15 protein-coding genes are annotated in these 15,918 nt (G+C 65.2%); 4 read left to right on the top strand and 11 right to left on the bottom strand.

The window, feature by feature from the left end; all coding sequences use genetic code 11:
• Positions 1-35: 35 nt before the first annotated feature.
• Positions 36-854, top strand: coding sequence for a DUF2189 domain-containing protein (locus FR728_RS01005; RefSeq protein ID WP_149890801.1), 819 nt, complete (start codon positions 36-38; stop codon positions 852-854).
• 19 nt (positions 855-873) lie between these two features.
• Here the strand turns inward: FR728_RS01005 and truA are convergent, their stop codons facing one another.
• The 5 genes from truA to amt all read right to left on the bottom strand — a co-directional run bounded on the left by truA (position 874) and on the right by amt (position 6,411).
• The gene (truA, locus tag FR728_RS01000) at positions 874-1,746 is read right to left on the bottom strand and encodes a tRNA pseudouridine(38-40) synthase TruA (protein ID WP_149890800.1); all 873 of its coding nucleotides are present in this window, start codon (positions 1,744-1,746) and stop codon (positions 874-876) included.
• Positions 1,747-1,754: 8 nt separating this feature from the next.
• On the bottom strand, positions 1,755-2,294 hold the full coding sequence (locus FR728_RS00995; protein ID WP_149890799.1) for a GNAT family N-acetyltransferase: 540 nt from the start codon (positions 2,292-2,294) through the stop codon (positions 1,755-1,757).
• A gap of 88 nt (positions 2,295-2,382) precedes the next feature.
• The gene (gene fmt / locus FR728_RS00990) at positions 2,383-3,333 is read right to left on the bottom strand and encodes a methionyl-tRNA formyltransferase (protein WP_149890798.1); all 951 of its coding nucleotides are present in this window, start codon (positions 3,331-3,333) and stop codon (positions 2,383-2,385) included.
• A gap of 61 nt (positions 3,334-3,394) precedes the next feature.
• A complete protein-coding gene (def, locus tag FR728_RS00985) occupies positions 3,395-3,913 on the bottom strand; it encodes a peptide deformylase (RefSeq protein ID WP_149890797.1) in 519 nt (172 codons plus the stop codon).
• Between the two features lie 65 nt (positions 3,914-3,978).
• A complete protein-coding gene (gene amt, locus FR728_RS00980) occupies positions 3,979-6,411 on the bottom strand; it encodes an ammonium transporter (protein WP_149890796.1) in 2,433 nt (810 codons plus the stop codon).
• Between the two features lie 225 nt (positions 6,412-6,636).
• Between amt and FR728_RS00975 the strand changes: the two genes are divergently transcribed.
• Together FR728_RS00975 and FR728_RS00970 are read left to right on the top strand one after the other, a co-directional pair.
• Complete coding sequence (locus FR728_RS00975) at positions 6,637-7,854, top strand: DNA recombination protein RmuC (protein WP_244304345.1); 1,218 nt, start codon at positions 6,637-6,639, stop codon at positions 7,852-7,854.
• Between the two features lie 252 nt (positions 7,855-8,106).
• Positions 8,107-8,463 carry a hypothetical protein gene (locus tag FR728_RS00970; protein WP_149890795.1) on the top strand — a complete coding sequence of 119 codons (357 nt, stop codon included), beginning with the start codon at positions 8,107-8,109 and terminating at the stop codon, positions 8,461-8,463.
• Between the two features lie 12 nt (positions 8,464-8,475).
• On the opposite strand, the gene FR728_RS00965 is transcribed toward FR728_RS00970, so the two are convergent.
• From FR728_RS00965 to FR728_RS00955, 3 genes are all read right to left on the bottom strand, one after another.
• Complete coding sequence (locus tag FR728_RS00965; RefSeq protein WP_149890794.1) at positions 8,476-9,342, bottom strand: C40 family peptidase; 867 nt, start codon at positions 9,340-9,342, stop codon at positions 8,476-8,478.
• A 121-nt stretch (positions 9,343-9,463) separates the two neighbouring features.
• Positions 9,464-9,814 (bottom strand): MarR family transcriptional regulator, encoded by a 351-nt coding sequence (locus FR728_RS00960; protein ID WP_149890793.1) that lies wholly within the window; start codon positions 9,812-9,814, stop codon positions 9,464-9,466.
• Positions 9,815-9,889: 75 nt separating this feature from the next.
• Complete coding sequence (locus FR728_RS00955; protein ID WP_149890792.1) at positions 9,890-11,278, bottom strand: leucyl aminopeptidase family protein; 1,389 nt, start codon at positions 11,276-11,278, stop codon at positions 9,890-9,892.
• 245 nt (positions 11,279-11,523) lie between these two features.
• Here FR728_RS00955 and FR728_RS00950 point away from each other — a divergent pair, with 245 nt between their 5' ends.
• Entirely contained in the window at positions 11,524-12,327 is an 804-nt protein-coding gene (locus tag FR728_RS00950; protein ID WP_149890791.1) for a tetratricopeptide repeat protein, read from the top strand.
• Between the two features lie 87 nt (positions 12,328-12,414).
• Here the strand turns inward: FR728_RS00950 and FR728_RS00945 are convergent, their stop codons facing one another.
• Genes FR728_RS00945 through FR728_RS00935 form a run of 3 tightly spaced genes read right to left on the bottom strand, consistent with a single transcriptional unit; the run spans position 12,415 to position 15,902 of the window.
• Entirely contained in the window at positions 12,415-13,398 is a 984-nt protein-coding gene (locus FR728_RS00945; RefSeq protein WP_149890790.1) for a type II secretion system F family protein, read from the bottom strand.
• Positions 13,399-13,410: 12 nt separating this feature from the next.
• On the bottom strand, positions 13,411-14,436 hold the full coding sequence (locus FR728_RS00940) for a type II secretion system F family protein (protein ID WP_149890789.1): 1,026 nt from the start codon (positions 14,434-14,436) through the stop codon (positions 13,411-13,413).
• Complete coding sequence (locus tag FR728_RS00935) at positions 14,433-15,902, bottom strand: TadA family conjugal transfer-associated ATPase (RefSeq protein WP_149890788.1); 1,470 nt, start codon at positions 15,900-15,902, stop codon at positions 14,433-14,435. The genes FR728_RS00940 and FR728_RS00935 overlap by 4 nt, the downstream gene beginning before the upstream one ends.
• Positions 15,903-15,918: the final 16 nt, after the last annotated feature.

Below are 15,918 nucleotides of genomic sequence, written 5' to 3'. Positions count from 1 at the left end.
GACCATGTGCTCGGGAGAGGTTTCGGGAGGAGGCCATGAACGAACAGACAACCATTACCGGCGTGGACAAGCCGGCAGAGTTTCGCCCCCTGCCCAAGGTGCGCCAGATCACGTGGGATGACATCACCCGTGCGTTCCGCGCCGGGTTGCAGGATTTTCACACCGCGCCGGTCTACGGACTGACCTTCGGGGCGTTCTTCGCCTTCGGTGGCCTCTTCGTGGTGCTGTGCGCGTCCGCCTTTGGCATGTCTTATCTCAGCTATCCGCTGGCGGCGGGCTTTGCGCTCATCGGACCCTTTGCCTGCGTCGGCCTCTATGAGGTGAGCCGGCGTCTGCAGACCGGCGAAAGGATCACCTGGTCCTCGCTTCTGGCCACCATGTGGGCCCAGAAGGGGCGCGAACTGGCATGGATGGCCTTCGTCGTGCTCTTCGTGATGATCATGTGGATGTATCAGGTGCGGCTGTTGCTGGCGCTCTTCATGGGCTTCCAGTCCTTCGCCAGCCTCGACAGCTTCATGGACAAGGTGCTGTCCACCGGCGACGGATGGATGTTCCTCATCGTCGGCCATTTCGTCGGCGCGGCCCTGTCGCTGATCCTGTTCTCGCTGACGGTGATCTCCTTCCCGCTGCTGCTGGAAGAAGACCGGGATTTCATCACCGCCATGATCACCAGCGTGCGCGCGGTGCTGACCTCGCCCGTGCCGATGATCGGCTGGGGCCTTGTGGTCACCGTCTCGCTCGTGATCGCGATCATGCCCTTCTTCACCGGGCTGATCTTCGCCCTGCCCATCCTGGGTCACACCACCTGGCATCTCTACAAGGCCTGCGTGGTGTCCGAGGGCGAGGCCCAATAGCGCGCTCGGCGCGGGCTGGTCAGTCCGCGTCGTCCTCGTCTGCGTCCAGGTCGGCGTCAGACACATCGAAGCCGGCGGGCGCCGCAAGTTTGCCCGCCGTTGCCTTTCTCCGGTCACCCCAGATCCGCGCAGCTTCCAGGTCCATCTCGGCAGGGCGGTAGTCCACCCGCGTCAGATAGAGGCCATCGGCCGGGGCCACGGGCCCGCAGGCGCGGCGGTCGCGCGCGGCCAGCGCGTCGGTGATGGCGCCCGGGCCCCACTTGCCCTCGCCCACCAACCGCAGGGTGCCCACCATGGAGCGCACCTGATTGTGCAGGAAGGAGCGCGACGAACACTCGGCAATGACGAATTCCCCTTCGCGGCGCACGGAGAAATGCTCCAGCGTCTTCTCCGGGCTTTTGGCCTGACAGCGCGAGTGGCGGAAGGTGGTGAAGTCGTGATGGCCGACGAATTCCTGGGCGGCGGCATGCATGGCCTCCGCGTCCAGCTCCGGCTTGACGTGCCAGGCCAGCCCGCGCTGATGGGTCAGCGGCGCCAGCCGGTTGTGGATGCGGTAGCGATAGGCCCGGCGGATGGCGGAGAAGCGGGCGTCGAAGCCCTCGTGCATCTTCTCGACCGCGAGAATGGCGACCGGATCCGGCTGGCAATGGAAGTTCAGGGCGCCAAGCACGGTCTTCTCCGGCCAGTCCTTCTCCAGATCCGCATGGGCGACCTGCCCCGTGGCATGGACACCCGTATCCGTGCGGCCTGCGCCGCCGATCGTGACCTCCTCGCCGGAGAAGGCGCGGATGGCCCGTTCGATCACGGCCTGAACGGACGGGCCATTGGCCTGTCGCTGCCAGCCGCAGAAGGGGCGGCCATCATATTCCACGGTCAGCTTGTATCGCGGCATCGCGGCAGTTACTCGAATTCTTGAAACGGAGTGGCAAAGGCCACGGTCACGGGCAGGCAGTTCTGGCCCGCCTCGCTCAGTGCACAGGCCATGAAGGCATTGCCCGCATAGGGCGCCTTCACATGCCGCGCCAGTTCGGCGGAAAAGCCGAAACGCGGATAATAGGCCGGCGACCCCAGCACAAGGACCAGATCCTCGCCCTGATCGCTCAGCTGATCCAGCCCCTGGCGGATGAGCTCGGCCCCGATGCCCTGCCGCTGGAACTCCGGCCAGACCGCCATGGGCGCAAGGCAGGTGACCGCCAGATCGCGGCCGGGGCCCACATCGGCCGGGGTCACCCGCGAAAAGGCGATATGCCCGAGCAGCCGGCCCCGGTGGGTCTGTGCAACGAGTTCGAGGACCAGCGCTCCACAGGAGCGCAGGCGTTCCAGGAGATGCGCCTCGTTGCCCTGACCGAAGGCAGCGGTCACCAGCTCGCCAATGGCCGTTTCATCCGCCTCGGTTGCCGGTCGCAGGACCAGATCGGAAGCATTTGCGTCGTCGCTCATGAACCTCTTCCTCTCCCCGATCCGAGCCCGGCTCACAGGTGCCTCAAACGGCCTTCCGGAGACTTCGGGGCTTCTGCGGCCGCTTCTCTCAGGCGAGCCTGTCGCCGACGGCGACCTGCAGCCCGCGCAGGAACTCCGCGCCGCTGACGGCCGTCTTGCCCGCCCGTTGCACCTGGGTCAGACGCACCGCGCCCGCGCCACAGGCCAGAATCGGTCCGTTGCCTTCCGCGTCCAGAAGGGTGCCCGGCTCGGCTGCGGCCGGATCCGTCTCGACGAGCTGGCTGCGCAGGACCTTGACCCGCTCCAGCTTGTCGCCGCGATGCATCTCGAACCACGCGCCCGGGAAGGGCGAGAGACCGCGAATGTGATTGTGCACCGCCTTGGCGTCCTGCGCAAAGTCGATGCGCGTCTCGTCCTTGGAGAGCTTGGATGCGTAAGTCACGCCCTCCTCGGCCTGGGGCGTCTGCATCAGCGCCCCGCGGGAGAGAGCGGCCAGCGCCCGCACCATCAGATCGCCACCGAGCGCGGACAGGCGGTCATGCAGGTCGGAAGCGGTCATGTTCGGTTCGATCGCGACCGTCTCGGACATGCAGATCGGGCCGGTGTCGAGACCCGCTTCCATGCGCATGACCTGAATGCCGGTTTCCGTGTCGCCGGCCATGATCGCCCGGTTGATCGGAGCGGCGCCGCGCCAGCGCGGCAGCAGGGAGGCATGGAGGTTCAGGCAGCCTTCACGCGGCGCATCGAGGATCGCCTGCGGCAGCAGAAGGCCGTAGGCCACGACGACGGCCACATCCGCATCCAGCTCGGCGAAGCGGCGCTGTTCTTCCGGATCCTTCAGGCTGACGGGCGTGAAGACCGGAATGCCGAAGGATTCGGCGGCCTCATGCACCGGCGACTTCTTCAGCTCCATGCCGCGACCCGCAGGACGCGGGGGCTGGGAGTAGCAGGCCACGACCTCGTAGCCCTGGCCAACGATTTCCATCAGGGTCGGCACGGAAAAGTCCGGCGTGCCCATGAAGATGATGCGAAGATCCATGGTCTCTTCCGAAGGTTGGGGCCGGGGGTAAACGGCTGCGCGCGAGACGCGCGCCTGCACATCAGCCCTTGGCGGTCAGCTTGGCCTGCTTGGCAAACTTCTTCATCACCCGGTCGCGCTTCAGCTTCGACAGGTAGTCGATGAAGAGGGTGCCGTTGAGGTGATCGAGCTCATGCTGGATGCAGGTGGCCAGAAGGCCGTCCGCCGTGATCTCGTTCTCCGCGCCCAGACGGTCAAGGAACTGCACGGTCACCTTCGCCGGCCGTTCCACCTCTTCATAGTACTCGGGGATCGACAGGCAGCCTTCCTGATAGACGCTGCGCTCCTCGCTCTCCCACACGATCTTCGGGTTGATGAAGACCATCGGTGCGTTGGGCTCTTCTTCCTTCGACACGTCGAGGACGAACATGCGCTGCAGCACGCCGATCTGGCTGGCGGCCAGGCCGATGCCCGGGGCGTCATACATGGTTTCCAGCATGTCGTCGGCCAGCTGGCGGATGCCGTCGTCAATGGAGACGATCGGTTCGCACGTCTGGCGCAGAACCGGATCGGGAATGGTGATGATCGCGCGTTTGGTCATGGGCTCCACATAGGCAAAGCGCGGGATCAGGTCAACGCGAATCGACGGATCCCGGGCATCGGATCCTAGACGGCGAAGGTTCTGACTGCCTTCTGGAGCGAGCCGGAAACGTCCGCCAGACTGCGCGAGGAATGCCCGAGCACTTCCGCCGAACGCTGACCGCTTTCCACCTGGCTGCGGAGCCGCCCTGCCCCACCCTCGAAGGAGGTGGCCATGCGGGTCATCTCAACGGAGTTGCCATCGACGGTCTCGATGAAGCCGGCCAGCCCGCGGATGCGTTCGGTCACGCCGTTGCTGTGCTCGACCACGGCGCGCACGTTGCCGGTGATGCGATGGGCGAGAACCGACTGTTCGCCCGCCACGCCCCGGATGTTGGACACCGCGAGGGAGATCGTGCGGACCACCTGGGTGAGCTGAGCGATGCCGGAGAAGATCTCGTCGGATCCGGTCTGGACCCTGGCGACCCGCTGCTGGATGTCTTCAACCGCCCGTGCGGTCTGGACCGCAAGATCCTTGACCTCGGAGGCGACCACCGCAAAGCCCCGACCCGCATCGCCGGCGCGCGCCGCCTCGATGGTGGCGTTCAGCGCCAGAAGGTTGGTGCGGCCCGAGACGTCCAGGATGAAGGCGACGATCTCGTTGATCTGGTCCGTAGCCTCCTTGAGCGTATCGACCGTGTCCTGTGCGGCCTCGGCGAAATGAGCGGCCTCGCGGGACACCGTGTCGGCGGCCTCCGCCTCGCTGCCAATCCGGGTGACGGCTTCCGCCACCTGTTCCACGGCGGCGGCCATGGCGGTCATCTGCGAGGCCATGTCGATGGCCACGGCCGCAACCGCCTGCCCTTCCCGGTTCATGCTGGACAGAAGCCCCGAGTTCTCGTCGAGCTTGCCCCGCACCGAGCCTGCGGCATCGGTGTTCGAGCGGGAGACATCATCGACGTGGCGCACATTGTCGCGCACGGACCCCGCAAGACGGGCGAGATCCTCGGAGCGAGCGCCCACCGCATCGGCCTGGCTTGCGATATTGCCGATCAGGTTCTGAAGACGCCCAAGGAAGGGGTTCAGGATCTGGGCGATCTCGGCGGCCTCGTCACCGGAATTTTCGTCGAAGCGGGTGCGCAGGTCGCAGACCTGGCCTTGCGTCATGGCCAGAAGCTGGCGCTGGATCTCGCCGGTGCCCAGCGTCGCGCCATGTTCGGCGATGTTGAGGCCCTGTTCCTCGTCCTCCTGCGAAACGCGGATCCCATAGAGAAGGTCAAGCCCCTTGAGCACGGCAAAGCTGACGCCGAAGCTCCAGACGAAGGCAAGGGCTGCCCCCTCGGTCTGAATCAGCAGCTGGTCGAGGCGTGACCCGGCCGCCAGTTTCTCGTCGAGGGCGAAGACCGCCAGAACGATGGTGCCGAAGACGCCGCAGATGCCATGAACCGACACGGCACCGATCACGTCGTCCAGCTTGAGGGTCCGCTCGATGAAGAGTTCCGACACGACCACGAGGCACCCGGCGAGCAGACCGATGATCGCCGCCCCGTGCGGGCCGACCGCATCGCACCCGGCCGTGATGGCGACCAGTCCGCCCAGCATGCCGTTGAGGGCGCGCATGGGCAGAAAGACCTTGTCGAGGGCCGCACCGAGCATCAACCCGCCGACCCCGCCGAAGACGGCGGCCAGCAGGGTGTTGGCGATGATGCGGGCAAAGGCAGGCGTGCCGGCCGTCGTGGAGCCGCCGTTGAAGCCGAACCAACCCACCAGCAGCAACAGACCGCCGGCGGCAGCCAGTGGCGCACTGTAACCCTGAATGGTGTTGGCAGAGCCGTCAGCGTTGAACTTGCCGAGCCGCGGCCCCAGCACCAGGACACCGGCAAGGCCGATCCAGGCCCCCACCGAATGAACCACGGTGGAGCCGGCGAAATCAATGAAGCCGCGATCGCCCAGATAGGCCGGATTGTCGCCGTTCAGCAGGTTGCCCCAGGCCCAATGGCCGAAGGCGGGATAGATGACCAGCGCGATGACCACGGACATGACCAGATAGGCGGAGAATTTCATCCGCTCGGCCACGGCCCCGGACATGATGGTCGCAGACGTTCCGACGAAAACCGCCTGGAACACGAAGAACGTGAAGTTCCAGTCGCTTGTCATGTCGAAGGCGAAGAGATCCGTGCCGAACCAGCCCCCGGCGGACGTGCCGAACATCAGACCGAAGCCCACCAGATAGAAGACCGCCACGGAGAGCAGCACGTCGACCACGTTCTTCTGGGCGACGTTGATGGAGTTCTTGGCCCGCACGGATCCGGCCTCGAGCAGCAGGAACCCGGCCTGCATCAACAGAACGAGGGTTGCCGCGATCATCGTCCAGATGTGGTCCGAATTGCTCTGCTGGTCCGCGACACTGTGCCTCAGCTCCTCGATCTGGATCTGAAGCGCGGCCTCATCCGCGAGACCGGGCACCACGAGAGCGCTGAACAGGACGAAGGCGAGCGGGACACATCGGAAAGAACGCATGGCGAAACCTGTGGCTGATTTCCATCAGAAGACGCCCTGATCGGTAAATTCTTCATTGATATTTTTACCATTCATGTGCTTGTTTTTTCAGCACATTACCGATTGTTTTGCGAAACTTGCAGTCACTCGACCGGAGGGGATGCCCCCGTCACGCTGTCCCTTTGCCTGACAGATCGCTTTGCGCGCATGTGCGATCCCCGGATGTGGGAACGTCAGAATCGTTCTATGTTTGTTTCCATGAACACGGTTCTCTTCACTTGGGGCACAACGCCCGTCACCTCACTCGAGGCTGCCATCGGCGGCGGGCTCTTCCTGCTTCTGCTCATGGTCTTCCTGCTGATGGGCGCGCGCGCCCAGATCCGGCGCAACAGCGAAACAGAGCTGGCGGCCAGCGAGAGGATCCACGATCTGGAAGATCATCTGGCCCGGCTGCTCCAGTCTCAGGGCGAAATTTCCGGCCGCATGCAGACCATGGCCGAGGTCTTCGGATCGCGGCAATCGGACATGATGCGCGCGGTGAACGAGCGGCTGGACGGCATGGGTCAGCGGCTGGGCACCTCCATGGCCGACACGACGAAGCAGACCTTCGAAGGCCTGCGCCAGCTTCATGAGCGGCTGGCGGTGATCGACCGGGCCCAGCGCACGATCACCGATCTGTCCGGTCAGGTGGTGGAGCTGCAGTCGATCCTTGCCAACAAGCAGACGCGCGGCGCCTTCGGTCAGGGCCGGATGGAGCTGATCATTCAGGACCAGCTGCCGTCGAGCGCCTACAGCTTTCAGGCGACCCTTTCGTCCGGCGTGCGTCCCGACTGTCTGATCTTCATGCCCAATGGCGCCCCGCCGCTGGCCATCGATGCGAAATTCCCGCTCGAAGCCTTTCACCTGATCCGCAACGCGGAGACGGACGAGGCGCTGAGAATCGGCCAGACCCAGTTCCGCCGCGACTTCACCAAGCACATCACGGACATTGGCGAGAAATATCTGATCCCCGGCGAGACCCAGGAGACGGCCTTTCTCTTCGTACCCTCGGAAAGCATCTTTGCCGAGTTGCACGAACGGTTCGAGGACCTCGTCCAGAAGGCGCATCGCAGCCGGGTGGTGATCGTCTCTCCGTCTCTCCTCATGCTGTCGATCCAGGTGGTGCAAGCCGTCCTGCGCGATGCCCGGATGCGCGAACAGGCCCATCTGATCCAGGCCGAGGTGACAAGGCTGCTGGATGACGTGAGCCGCCTGAACGACCGGGTCGGCAAGCTGCAGAGCCACTTCGCCCAGGCCAACAAGGACATCGACCAGATTCTGATCTCGACGGACAAGATCTCCCGGCGCGGGCGCAAGATCGAGGAGCTGGAGCTGGGTGAGGCTCCGTCCGAGCGCTCGGAGCTTGCCACCGGACGTTCTGAGCGCGACGACGACGCAGACCGGCCGCGCCTGCCCGATCTCTAACCCTCGCGCCCACAGGGCTCGTGAAAGGACTGTACCATGCCGCATTTGACCATGCCGCATTTCGCCAGAATGTCAGGGCTTCTCGCTGCGGCAACGCTGCTTGCCCTGTCTCCCTTGGGTGGGCCCGTTGCGCGGGCTGACGGAGACCAGTGCCCCGCCGTTTTCGAAACCACGTGGCCCGGCGGATTGATCGCACGGGGATCGAGCGCCGGAGACTGCTCGACGGCGCGGCTCGCACTTCAGGTGCGGACTGTGGACGATGAGGTGGTCTGGTCCGATGTGCTTCCCGCCCATGACCTGCTGGTGTTCGAATGGGTGAAGACCGGTCAGGACATGGACAATGCGCTGCGCGACTGGCTGACCGTCAACGTCACCCATGACACGACGGCCTCCCTGCCGGAATGGCGCGCAGGTGCCGAGGCGCCGGAGGGGGAGGAGTTCCCCTTCGTGCCGGACGAGAGCCTTGACCAGGAGGCCTATGCGGCGCTTCGAGCGCGCTCGCTGCCCCTCATCTGCTATGTGCAGGGAATGGAGAGCCTGACCTGCCTCACCCGGGAAGGCGCCGATACGCCGCTGCGGCGGATCGGCATCCAGATGTTCCCCGGCTGAGGCGGCGCTTGCTCAGGGCAGGCGACGAACGGCCGTGACTTCACCGAACTCATTCGCGCCGATGCGGGCCAGGGCTGCCTTCAGACCCTCATAGGCCACCGTCATCGTATATCCATTGGCGTGAAGGATGGTCTCCGGATCGGTGATGACGGCCACATGGCCCTTCCAGAAGACCAGATCGCCGCGCCGGGGTGTCTCCAGAGCGCCGGCGCCGAGCAGGGTGCCGGATCCCGCCTCCTGCATGTCGCTGTCGCGCAGAAGCCGGTGCCCACCGGTGCGCGCCGCGACCTGGATGAGGGCCGAGCAGTCGAGACCCAGACTGGTCCGCCCGGCCCAGAGATAGGGCGTGCCGACGAATTCTTCCGCAACAGCCACCCAGTCCGGCTCCACGTGGTCGAGCGGCACCAGATGTTTCGCGACCATGGCGGTGCCGTCGGCAAGAAGGGCGTAGTCCAGTCCCCGCGTGGTGGCCTGGCCGACCACGCTGACTTCGCTGCCCATGGAGACGAGACTGACCGGGGGCAGGCGCAGATCGGCTCCGGGATAGCGGAAGCTGCGCAGTGCGCGCACCCGGTGGGTCGGCGTCACCGGATCGCCCAGACCGTCCGAGGCGACCCAGCCTACATACCCGTCGGAGCCCAGCTGCCCCCAGGCCCAGCCTTCCGGGGTTTCCTCGAAGACCGTGAAGGTCTCGCCGAAGAGCGCTTGGGTGTCCACACCGCAGTCGGGACGCGGATCACGGCGCAGGTCGAGACAATCCCGCACCACCTGGCGCTCGCCCCCCTCGGCAAAGCGGCCAGCCTCCACCCTGCCTTCATAGGCGCGGGCGGCAAGGTCGGGACGGACGGGGTGAAGGCGACGGTCGAAGGAGGCAGACATCTGAGACAATTCCGAAGTGAGGGCGACGGGGCGCGTCCATGGGACGAATCCGGTCGCGAGGCGGCCGTTGAAATGAACAAGTACTGACGGGACCCGGGCGGGTCGCAGCCCGACCCGGGGTTCACCAGGGCAGGCTTGCGGCCTTCTCCGCAACGAGATCTCCGAGCCGCTCCAGATAGAGCGATCCGTCGACCGTGCGGGTGATGATGACATTTCGACGGTCGGCCTCATCCCGCTTGCGGGAGAGAAGCCGCATGCCGCCCAGCGTGTCGAGTGCCCGGGTGATGGCCGGCTTCGTCACGTTGAGCTTGGCGGCGAGCCCCCTCACCGTGTGGGGAGGCGGCTCCAGATAGACCGTGAGCAGGATCGTCAGCTGGCGGGCCGACAAGTCCTGATCGCTGTCGCGCACGAGGGCCAGATTGACCTCGTGCATCAGCTTGAGCGCCTGACCGGCGCGGATCTCGACCCCCATGTCCCGACCCTTGTGTCTCCATGTCCCCGACTGTGTTTGCGAGAGTGAAGCACAAGTTCGTTTCGGAGGCGTTATCTATTCGCCGGAATAGTGATCCGAAATCAGATCGAAGAGCGCCCGGATCGCCTGGGCCTCACCGCCCGCGACACGGCCCGGCCGATCGGAGGGAGCCCAGCCGTAGATGTCGAAATGCGCCCAGCTTTCCGCCTTCTCGACGAAGCGCGACAGGAAGAGAGCCGCGGTGATCGACCCGGCGAAGCCCGTGCCGGAGGTGTTGATGTGGCTGATGTCGGCGACCTTGCTGTCGAGATACTTCATGTAGGGCTGCCAGAGCGGCAGGCGCCACAGCGGGTCCTCGCTCGCCTCGGCGAAGATCGAGATGTCCTCGGCCAGATCCTCGTCATCCGTGTAGAAGGGCGGCAGGTCCGGTCCCAGCGCCACGCGAGCCGCACCCGTCAGGGTCGCCATGTCGATCAGCAGTTCCGGTGCCTCCTCGTCGGCCAGCGCCAGCGCATCGGCGAGGATCAGCCGGCCTTCCGCATCCGTGTTGCCGATCTCGACGGTGAGGCCCTTGCGGCTCGGCAAAATGTCGCCGGGACGGAAGGCATTGGCGGAGATCGCGTTCTCCACGCAGGGAATGATCACCCGCAGGCGTACCGGCAGCTTCGCCGCCATGATCATGGAGGCCAGACCCAGCACATTGGCCGCCCCGCCCATGTCCTTCTTCATCAGGGCCATGGAGCTGCCCGGCTTGATGTTGAGCCCGCCGGTGTCGAACACGACGCCCTTGCCCACCAGCGTGACCTTCGGGGCCTCCGGATCGCCCCAGGTGAAGTCCGCCAGGCGCGGCAGGTTGGTGCTGGCCCGCCCGACCGCGTGAACCATCGGGAAGTTCTGCGCGAGCAGATCATCGCCCACGATGACGCTGCCGCTTCCGCCATGGGCGGCAAAGAGATCCTGCACCGCGCGGGCGAGGTCTTCCGTACCCAGATCATTGGTCGGGGTGTTGATGAGATCGCGGGCGAGCTGGACACCGTCCAGGATGACACAGATGCGTTCCAGATCCACGTCGGCCGGCACGACCAGACGACTCTGGGCGGCAGACGACGCCCGATAGCGGGTGAAGCGGTAGCTGGACAGGGCAAAGCCGAGCACGGCCTGCGCTGCTGCGGGGAAGCCGTCCTCAAGCTGATAGTCGCCAGCCGGAAGGTCGTTTGCAAGGGCTGCAAGCGCGAAGGGGTGGGCCGGGCCAGCAGGGCTGCAGCCGAAGAGCACCGCCTCGCCACCGGACTGGGTGGGCACGAGCAGGGCCTTGCCCTCCTGCGCGGTGTAGCCCTGGCGCGCTGCCCAGGCCGCCGCGGGGCCACCCAGACGCTCCAGAAGATCGGGCAATCCGGCCTCGGTCACGGCGTGAACGGTGACGGGAGAAACGGCATCGGCTTCGCGGATGAGGACGTGGCGCAAGGGGGCCTCCTTGGGGTCTGCGGATCTTGGCGGCGGGCGGGTCTCGGTCGGCAGCGGCCAAGTGCCCCCTGCTCGGGCGACACAGCGGCCATGCCTGCTCCTTCCTGATATGGGGTCGCCCGGACTTTGGCAACTGGCGAGCCGGTGCGGCCTCCTCGGCGAGTTTAAGGAAACATTAGGGTTAACAAGCTACTACTCAGGCGAATTGCAAGACTGGTCCCGTTTGTCTGCTTGAGGAAAACCCCATGGCACCGCTTTGCCCGCACCCTGCCCCGGCCTCCCCCCGACTGCGCCGCAACGCGCGCATTCGCTCGGCCTGCGTGGTTCTGGCGGTGGTGGCGGCCACGGCCCTTGGCGGGTGTTCCAGCTCGCGCCAGGCGGCGGTCGCAACCCATGCGGCTCCGGCCAGCGGCGACGCGATGCCCGGCACCTCGGAGGCCCGCTCCGCCGTCGCCCGCTGGGCTGCCTCCTATGACCAGAATCCGCAGGATGCAGACGCGATCCTCGGCTATGCCAATGCGTTGACCCTGAATGCCCAAACCGCCCAGTCCATGGCCGTTCTGCGCAAGGGTGTGCTTCAGCACCCGGACAACCAGCCGATCGCCTCGGCCTATGGCAAGGTTCTGGCCATGAACGGTCAGTTCGAGGAAGCGCTCAACGTCATCAAGCGGGTGCAGAACCCGGCCCAGCCCGACTGGCGGCTGCTGTCGGCGGAAGCGGCCGTGCTCGACCAGATGGGCAATCACGAGCGTGCCCGCTCGCTCTATCATCAGGCCCTGCAGATCGTGCCGGATGATCCCTCGATCCTGAACAATCTGGCGCTGTCGCACCTGCTCTCCAACGAGCTGCCCGAGGCGGAATACAACCTGCGCCGGGCCGTCGCCCTGCAAGGGTCGGATGCCCGGGTGCGCCAGAACCTGGCGCTGGTGCTCGGCCTGCGCGGCAAGTTCCAGGAAGCCGAACAGGTGGCGACCATGGATCTGAGCGGCGAGGAAGCCCGCGCCAACATCGCCTATCTGCGGGAAATGCTCGGCTCCGCCCGGGGCTGAGCCAGTCTTCATTCACCTGATGAACATGAAAAAAGCGGCCCCCGAACGGGCGCCGCTTTTTTGTCGTCGCGCGACCGTGCGTGCTGCCTACTTGAAATGATCCATGACCTGCATGACCGCAGGACCGAGAATGACGCAGAAGAGTACCGGCAGGAAGAACACGATCATCGGCACGGTGAGCTTGGGCGGCAAGGAGGCTGCCTTCTTCTCGGCCTCCTGCATGCGCTGGTCGCGGTTGTCGTCGGCCATGACGCGCAGGGCGTTGCCGACCGGCGTGCCGTAGCGCTCGGCCTGGATGAGCGCGAGCATGACGTTCTTCACCCCGTCGACGCCGGTGCGCTTGCCCAGGTTCTCATAGGCCTGACGGCGATCGCTGAGGAACGAAAGCTCGGCATTCGTCAGCGTCAGCTCCTCGGCCAGCGGCACGGACTGGATGCCGATCTCCTCGGCCACCCGGGCAAAGGCCGCCTCGATGGACATGCCGGATTCCACGCAGATGAGCATGAGATCCAGCGCGTCGGGCCAGGCGCGCCGGATGAGAAGCTGGCGCTTGGTGATCTTGTTCTGGAGATAGATGTTGGGCAGGAAAACGCCGATGCCGGACACGAAGAGCACGCTGGTGAACTTGGTCAGGGTCGGCAGGCTCGGCGGCGCCAGCATGAAGATGTAGAAGCCGGCGATCACCATGAGTATCAGCGGCGTGACGATGCGTGCAAACAGGAACGTGTAGAGCGGACCGGTCCCCCGGTAGCCCGCCATGCGCAGCTTGTCCTGGGTCTGTTCGTCGGAGAGCATCTGCTTCAGGTTCAGCTCGTCGACGATCTTCTTCACGTTCTCCTTCGGCTTCAGGCGCAGGGAGGCCCGCGGATCGTGGCTGCCCTCGGCGGCAAGGCGCGCGCGCTCGCGAGCTCGCAGCTTGTCGCGCTCCAGAGCCACCGTCTTCATCCGCCCTTTCAGGCCGCTGCGGTCGAACATTGGCATGACGAGAGAGAAGAAGGTGCCCGTCACCGCCACCAGGGTCAGCAGCGCGATCAGAAAACGGGAATTCATGAACTCTGCGGGATCGAACATGACCGTGCCTGCCTAGAAGTCGAAGTTGATCATGTTGCGCATCACCATGATGCCGATGAACATCCAGAAGAGCCCGCCGGCGATGATCATGTGCCCGCCGGAGCGGGTGAAGAGCAGGCCGATGTAGTCCGGCGCCACGAGGAACAGGATCCCGGAGACGAGGAACGGCAGGGCGCCGATGATCATGGCCGACGACTTGGCTTCGGAGCTGAGGGCCGTGATCTTGCGCTTCATGGCCTTTCGGCTGCGCAGCACCTTGGCAAGGTTGCCCAGCGCCTCGGACAGGCCGCCACCGGCCTTCTGCTGGATGGCGACGACGATGGCGAAGAAATTCGCTTCGGCCAGCGGCATGCGCTCGGGCAGACGCGCCACGGAATCAGCGAGCGAGATGCCCATGACCTGGGTTTCGACAATCTTCTGGAACTCGCTGCGGACAGGCTCCGGCGCTTCCTTGGCGACAATCTTGATGCAGTCGCCCAGCGGCAGACCGGCCTTCACGCCACGCACGATGATATCCACCGCACCGGGCAACTCTTCAAGAAAGGCGTTGAAGCGCTTCTTGCGGCGGAAATTGACGAACCACTGGGGCACGCCCAGTCCGCCGGCAAAGGCAAAGCCCAGGGTGATCAGCAGGTTCTTGCTGATGACAAAGCCGATCAGGGTGAAGACGATGCCGCAACCGATGCTGAAATAGATGAAATGTTTGCGGTCCCAGGCCAGCCCCGCCTGTTCGAGCCGCTGGTTCAGGTTCTGCTTGCGCATCTTGTCGGCGCGGGACTTCTGCCGTTCCTCGAACTCCTTCAGCTGATCCTGAACCGAGCGCCGGCGCCGCTCGCCGTCGCGGGCCTTGGAGCGGGTATCCACGGCCTGCGCACGGGACGAGATGGTGGTGAGCCGTTCCTTCTGGCGCTTGCTGCCCGAGAGCACGGGCTGAAACAGGGCAAAGAGCACGCCGCCAATGCTGAAGGCAGCCAGAAGGGCGATGGCCAGGAAGGTGACCTGGGGCCCGAGAAGGTTCTGGATCTCGGCGAGGGTCATGCCATTTCATCCCTGTATTCGGGAAGCTCCGAGGCGTCGAGCGCCGCCGCCAGGCGGTTTTCCTCACCGAAGTAGCGGGCGCGCTCCCAGAATTTCGGACGGCCGATGCCGGTCGAGCGGTGACGGCCGATGATGCGGCCGCTCGCGTCTTCGCCCATCATTTCATAGAGGAAGATGTCCTGGGTGATGATCACGTCGCCTTCCATGCCCACCACTTCCGTGACGTGGGTGATGCGGCGCGAGCCATCGCGAAGGCGGGCGGCCTGCACGATCACGTCGATGGAAGACACGATCATCTCGCGCAGGGTGCGGGACGGCAGCGAGAAGCCGCCCATGGTGATCATCGATTCCAGACGGGACAGGGCTTCACGCGGGGAGTTGGCGTGGAGCGTGCCCATGGATCCGTCGTGGCCGGTGTTCATGGCCTGGAGGAGATCGAAGGCCTCCGGGCCACGCACTTCGCCGACGATGATGCGTTCGGGACGCATACGCAGACAGTTCTTCACTAGGTCGCGCATGGTGATCTCGCCCTCGCCTTCCAGGTTCGGCGGGCGGGTTTCCAGACGCACCACATGGGGCTGCTGCAGCTGAAGTTCGGCGGAGTCTTCGCAGGTGATGATGCGTTCGGTCAGATCGATATAGGCAGTCAGACAGTTGAGCAGGGTCGTCTTGCCCGAGCCGGTACCGCCGGAGATCAGGACGTTGCAGCGGGACCGGCCGATGATCTGCAGGATCGTCGCGCCTTCCGGGGTGATCGAGCCGAAGCGGGTCAGCTGATCGAGGGTCAGCTTGTCCTTCTTGAACTTACGAATCGTGAGGGCCGGACCGTCGATAGCCAGTGGCGGGGCGATCACATTGACACGGGAGCCATCGGGAAGACGGGCGTCACAGATCGGGCTGCTGTCGTCGACGCGGCGGCCGACCTGGCTCACGATGCGCTGGCAGATGTTCATCAGCTGGGCATTGTCGCGGAAGTTGATGCCGGTCTTCTGAACCTTGCCCTCGGTTTCGATGTAAACCGTGTGGGCGCCGTTGACCATGATGTCGGCGATGTCGTCGCGGGCCAGCAGAGGCTCCAGCGGCCCGTAGCCCAGAACGTCATTGCAGATGTCGTCGAGCAGGTCCTCCTGCTCGGCGATCGACATGACCACGTTCTTCAGGGCGATGATGTCGTTGACCACATCGCGGATTTCGTCGCGCGCGTCTTCCGGCCCCAGACGGCTGAGCTGGGACAGGTCGATCGCCTCGACGAGGGCGCTGAAGATCTGGCCCTTGGTCTCGTAATATTCAGCAGACTTCGGACGGCCCTCGGCCGGCGCTGCAGGTGCCGGTGCACTGGCCTTGGGTGCGCTCGGCGCGGGGGCCTCGGGCGCGGGAGGCGGCGCCTTGGAGACAGCCGGCTCCGGCGGGGGCGCCGGCCGCGCCCTCACGTCGTTTTCGAACGATGTCCCGCGTCTTCCAAACATGCGTCGCCTAGTCCCG

Source organism: Roseibium aestuarii (genome assembly GCF_008477545.1).
In the GTDB taxonomy this organism is placed as follows: Bacteria; Pseudomonadota; Alphaproteobacteria; order Rhizobiales; family Stappiaceae; genus Roseibium; species Roseibium aestuarii.
Note: the sequence above shows the minus strand (reverse complement) of the source record. Positions and strands in the feature narration are given on the sequence as shown.

Excerpts from the sequence above, each read along its gene's own strand:
- FR728_RS00960 (WP_149890793.1), bottom strand. The coding sequence starts at position 9,814 with ATGGGGGTCGAGATCCGCGCCGGTCAGGCGCTCAAGCTGATGCACGAG.
- FR728_RS00945 (WP_149890790.1), bottom strand. The coding sequence starts at position 13,398 with ATGTTCGATCCCGCAGAGTTCATGAATTCCCGTTTTCTGATCGCGCTG.
- FR728_RS00965 (WP_149890794.1), bottom strand. The coding sequence starts at position 9,342 with ATGTCTGCCTCCTTCGACCGTCGCCTTCACCCCGTCCGTCCCGACCTT.
- FR728_RS00950 (WP_149890791.1), top strand. The coding sequence starts at position 11,524 with ATGGCACCGCTTTGCCCGCACCCTGCCCCGGCCTCCCCCCGACTGCGC.
- FR728_RS00935 (WP_149890788.1), bottom strand. The coding sequence starts at position 15,902 with ATGTTTGGAAGACGCGGGACATCGTTCGAAAACGACGTGAGGGCGCGG.
- FR728_RS00995 (WP_149890799.1), bottom strand. The coding sequence starts at position 2,294 with ATGAGCGACGACGCAAATGCTTCCGATCTGGTCCTGCGACCGGCAACC.
- truA (WP_149890800.1), bottom strand. The coding sequence starts at position 1,746 with ATGCCGCGATACAAGCTGACCGTGGAATATGATGGCCGCCCCTTCTGC.
- amt (WP_149890796.1), bottom strand. The coding sequence starts at position 6,411 with ATGCGTTCTTTCCGATGTGTCCCGCTCGCCTTCGTCCTGTTCAGCGCT.
- FR728_RS00975 (WP_244304345.1), top strand. The coding sequence starts at position 6,637 with ATGTTTGTTTCCATGAACACGGTTCTCTTCACTTGGGGCACAACGCCC.
- fmt (WP_149890798.1), bottom strand. The coding sequence starts at position 3,333 with ATGGATCTTCGCATCATCTTCATGGGCACGCCGGACTTTTCCGTGCCG.
- def (WP_149890797.1), bottom strand. The coding sequence starts at position 3,913 with ATGACCAAACGCGCGATCATCACCATTCCCGATCCGGTTCTGCGCCAG.
- FR728_RS01005 (WP_149890801.1), top strand. The coding sequence starts at position 36 with ATGAACGAACAGACAACCATTACCGGCGTGGACAAGCCGGCAGAGTTT.
- FR728_RS00940 (WP_149890789.1), bottom strand. The coding sequence starts at position 14,436 with ATGACCCTCGCCGAGATCCAGAACCTTCTCGGGCCCCAGGTCACCTTC.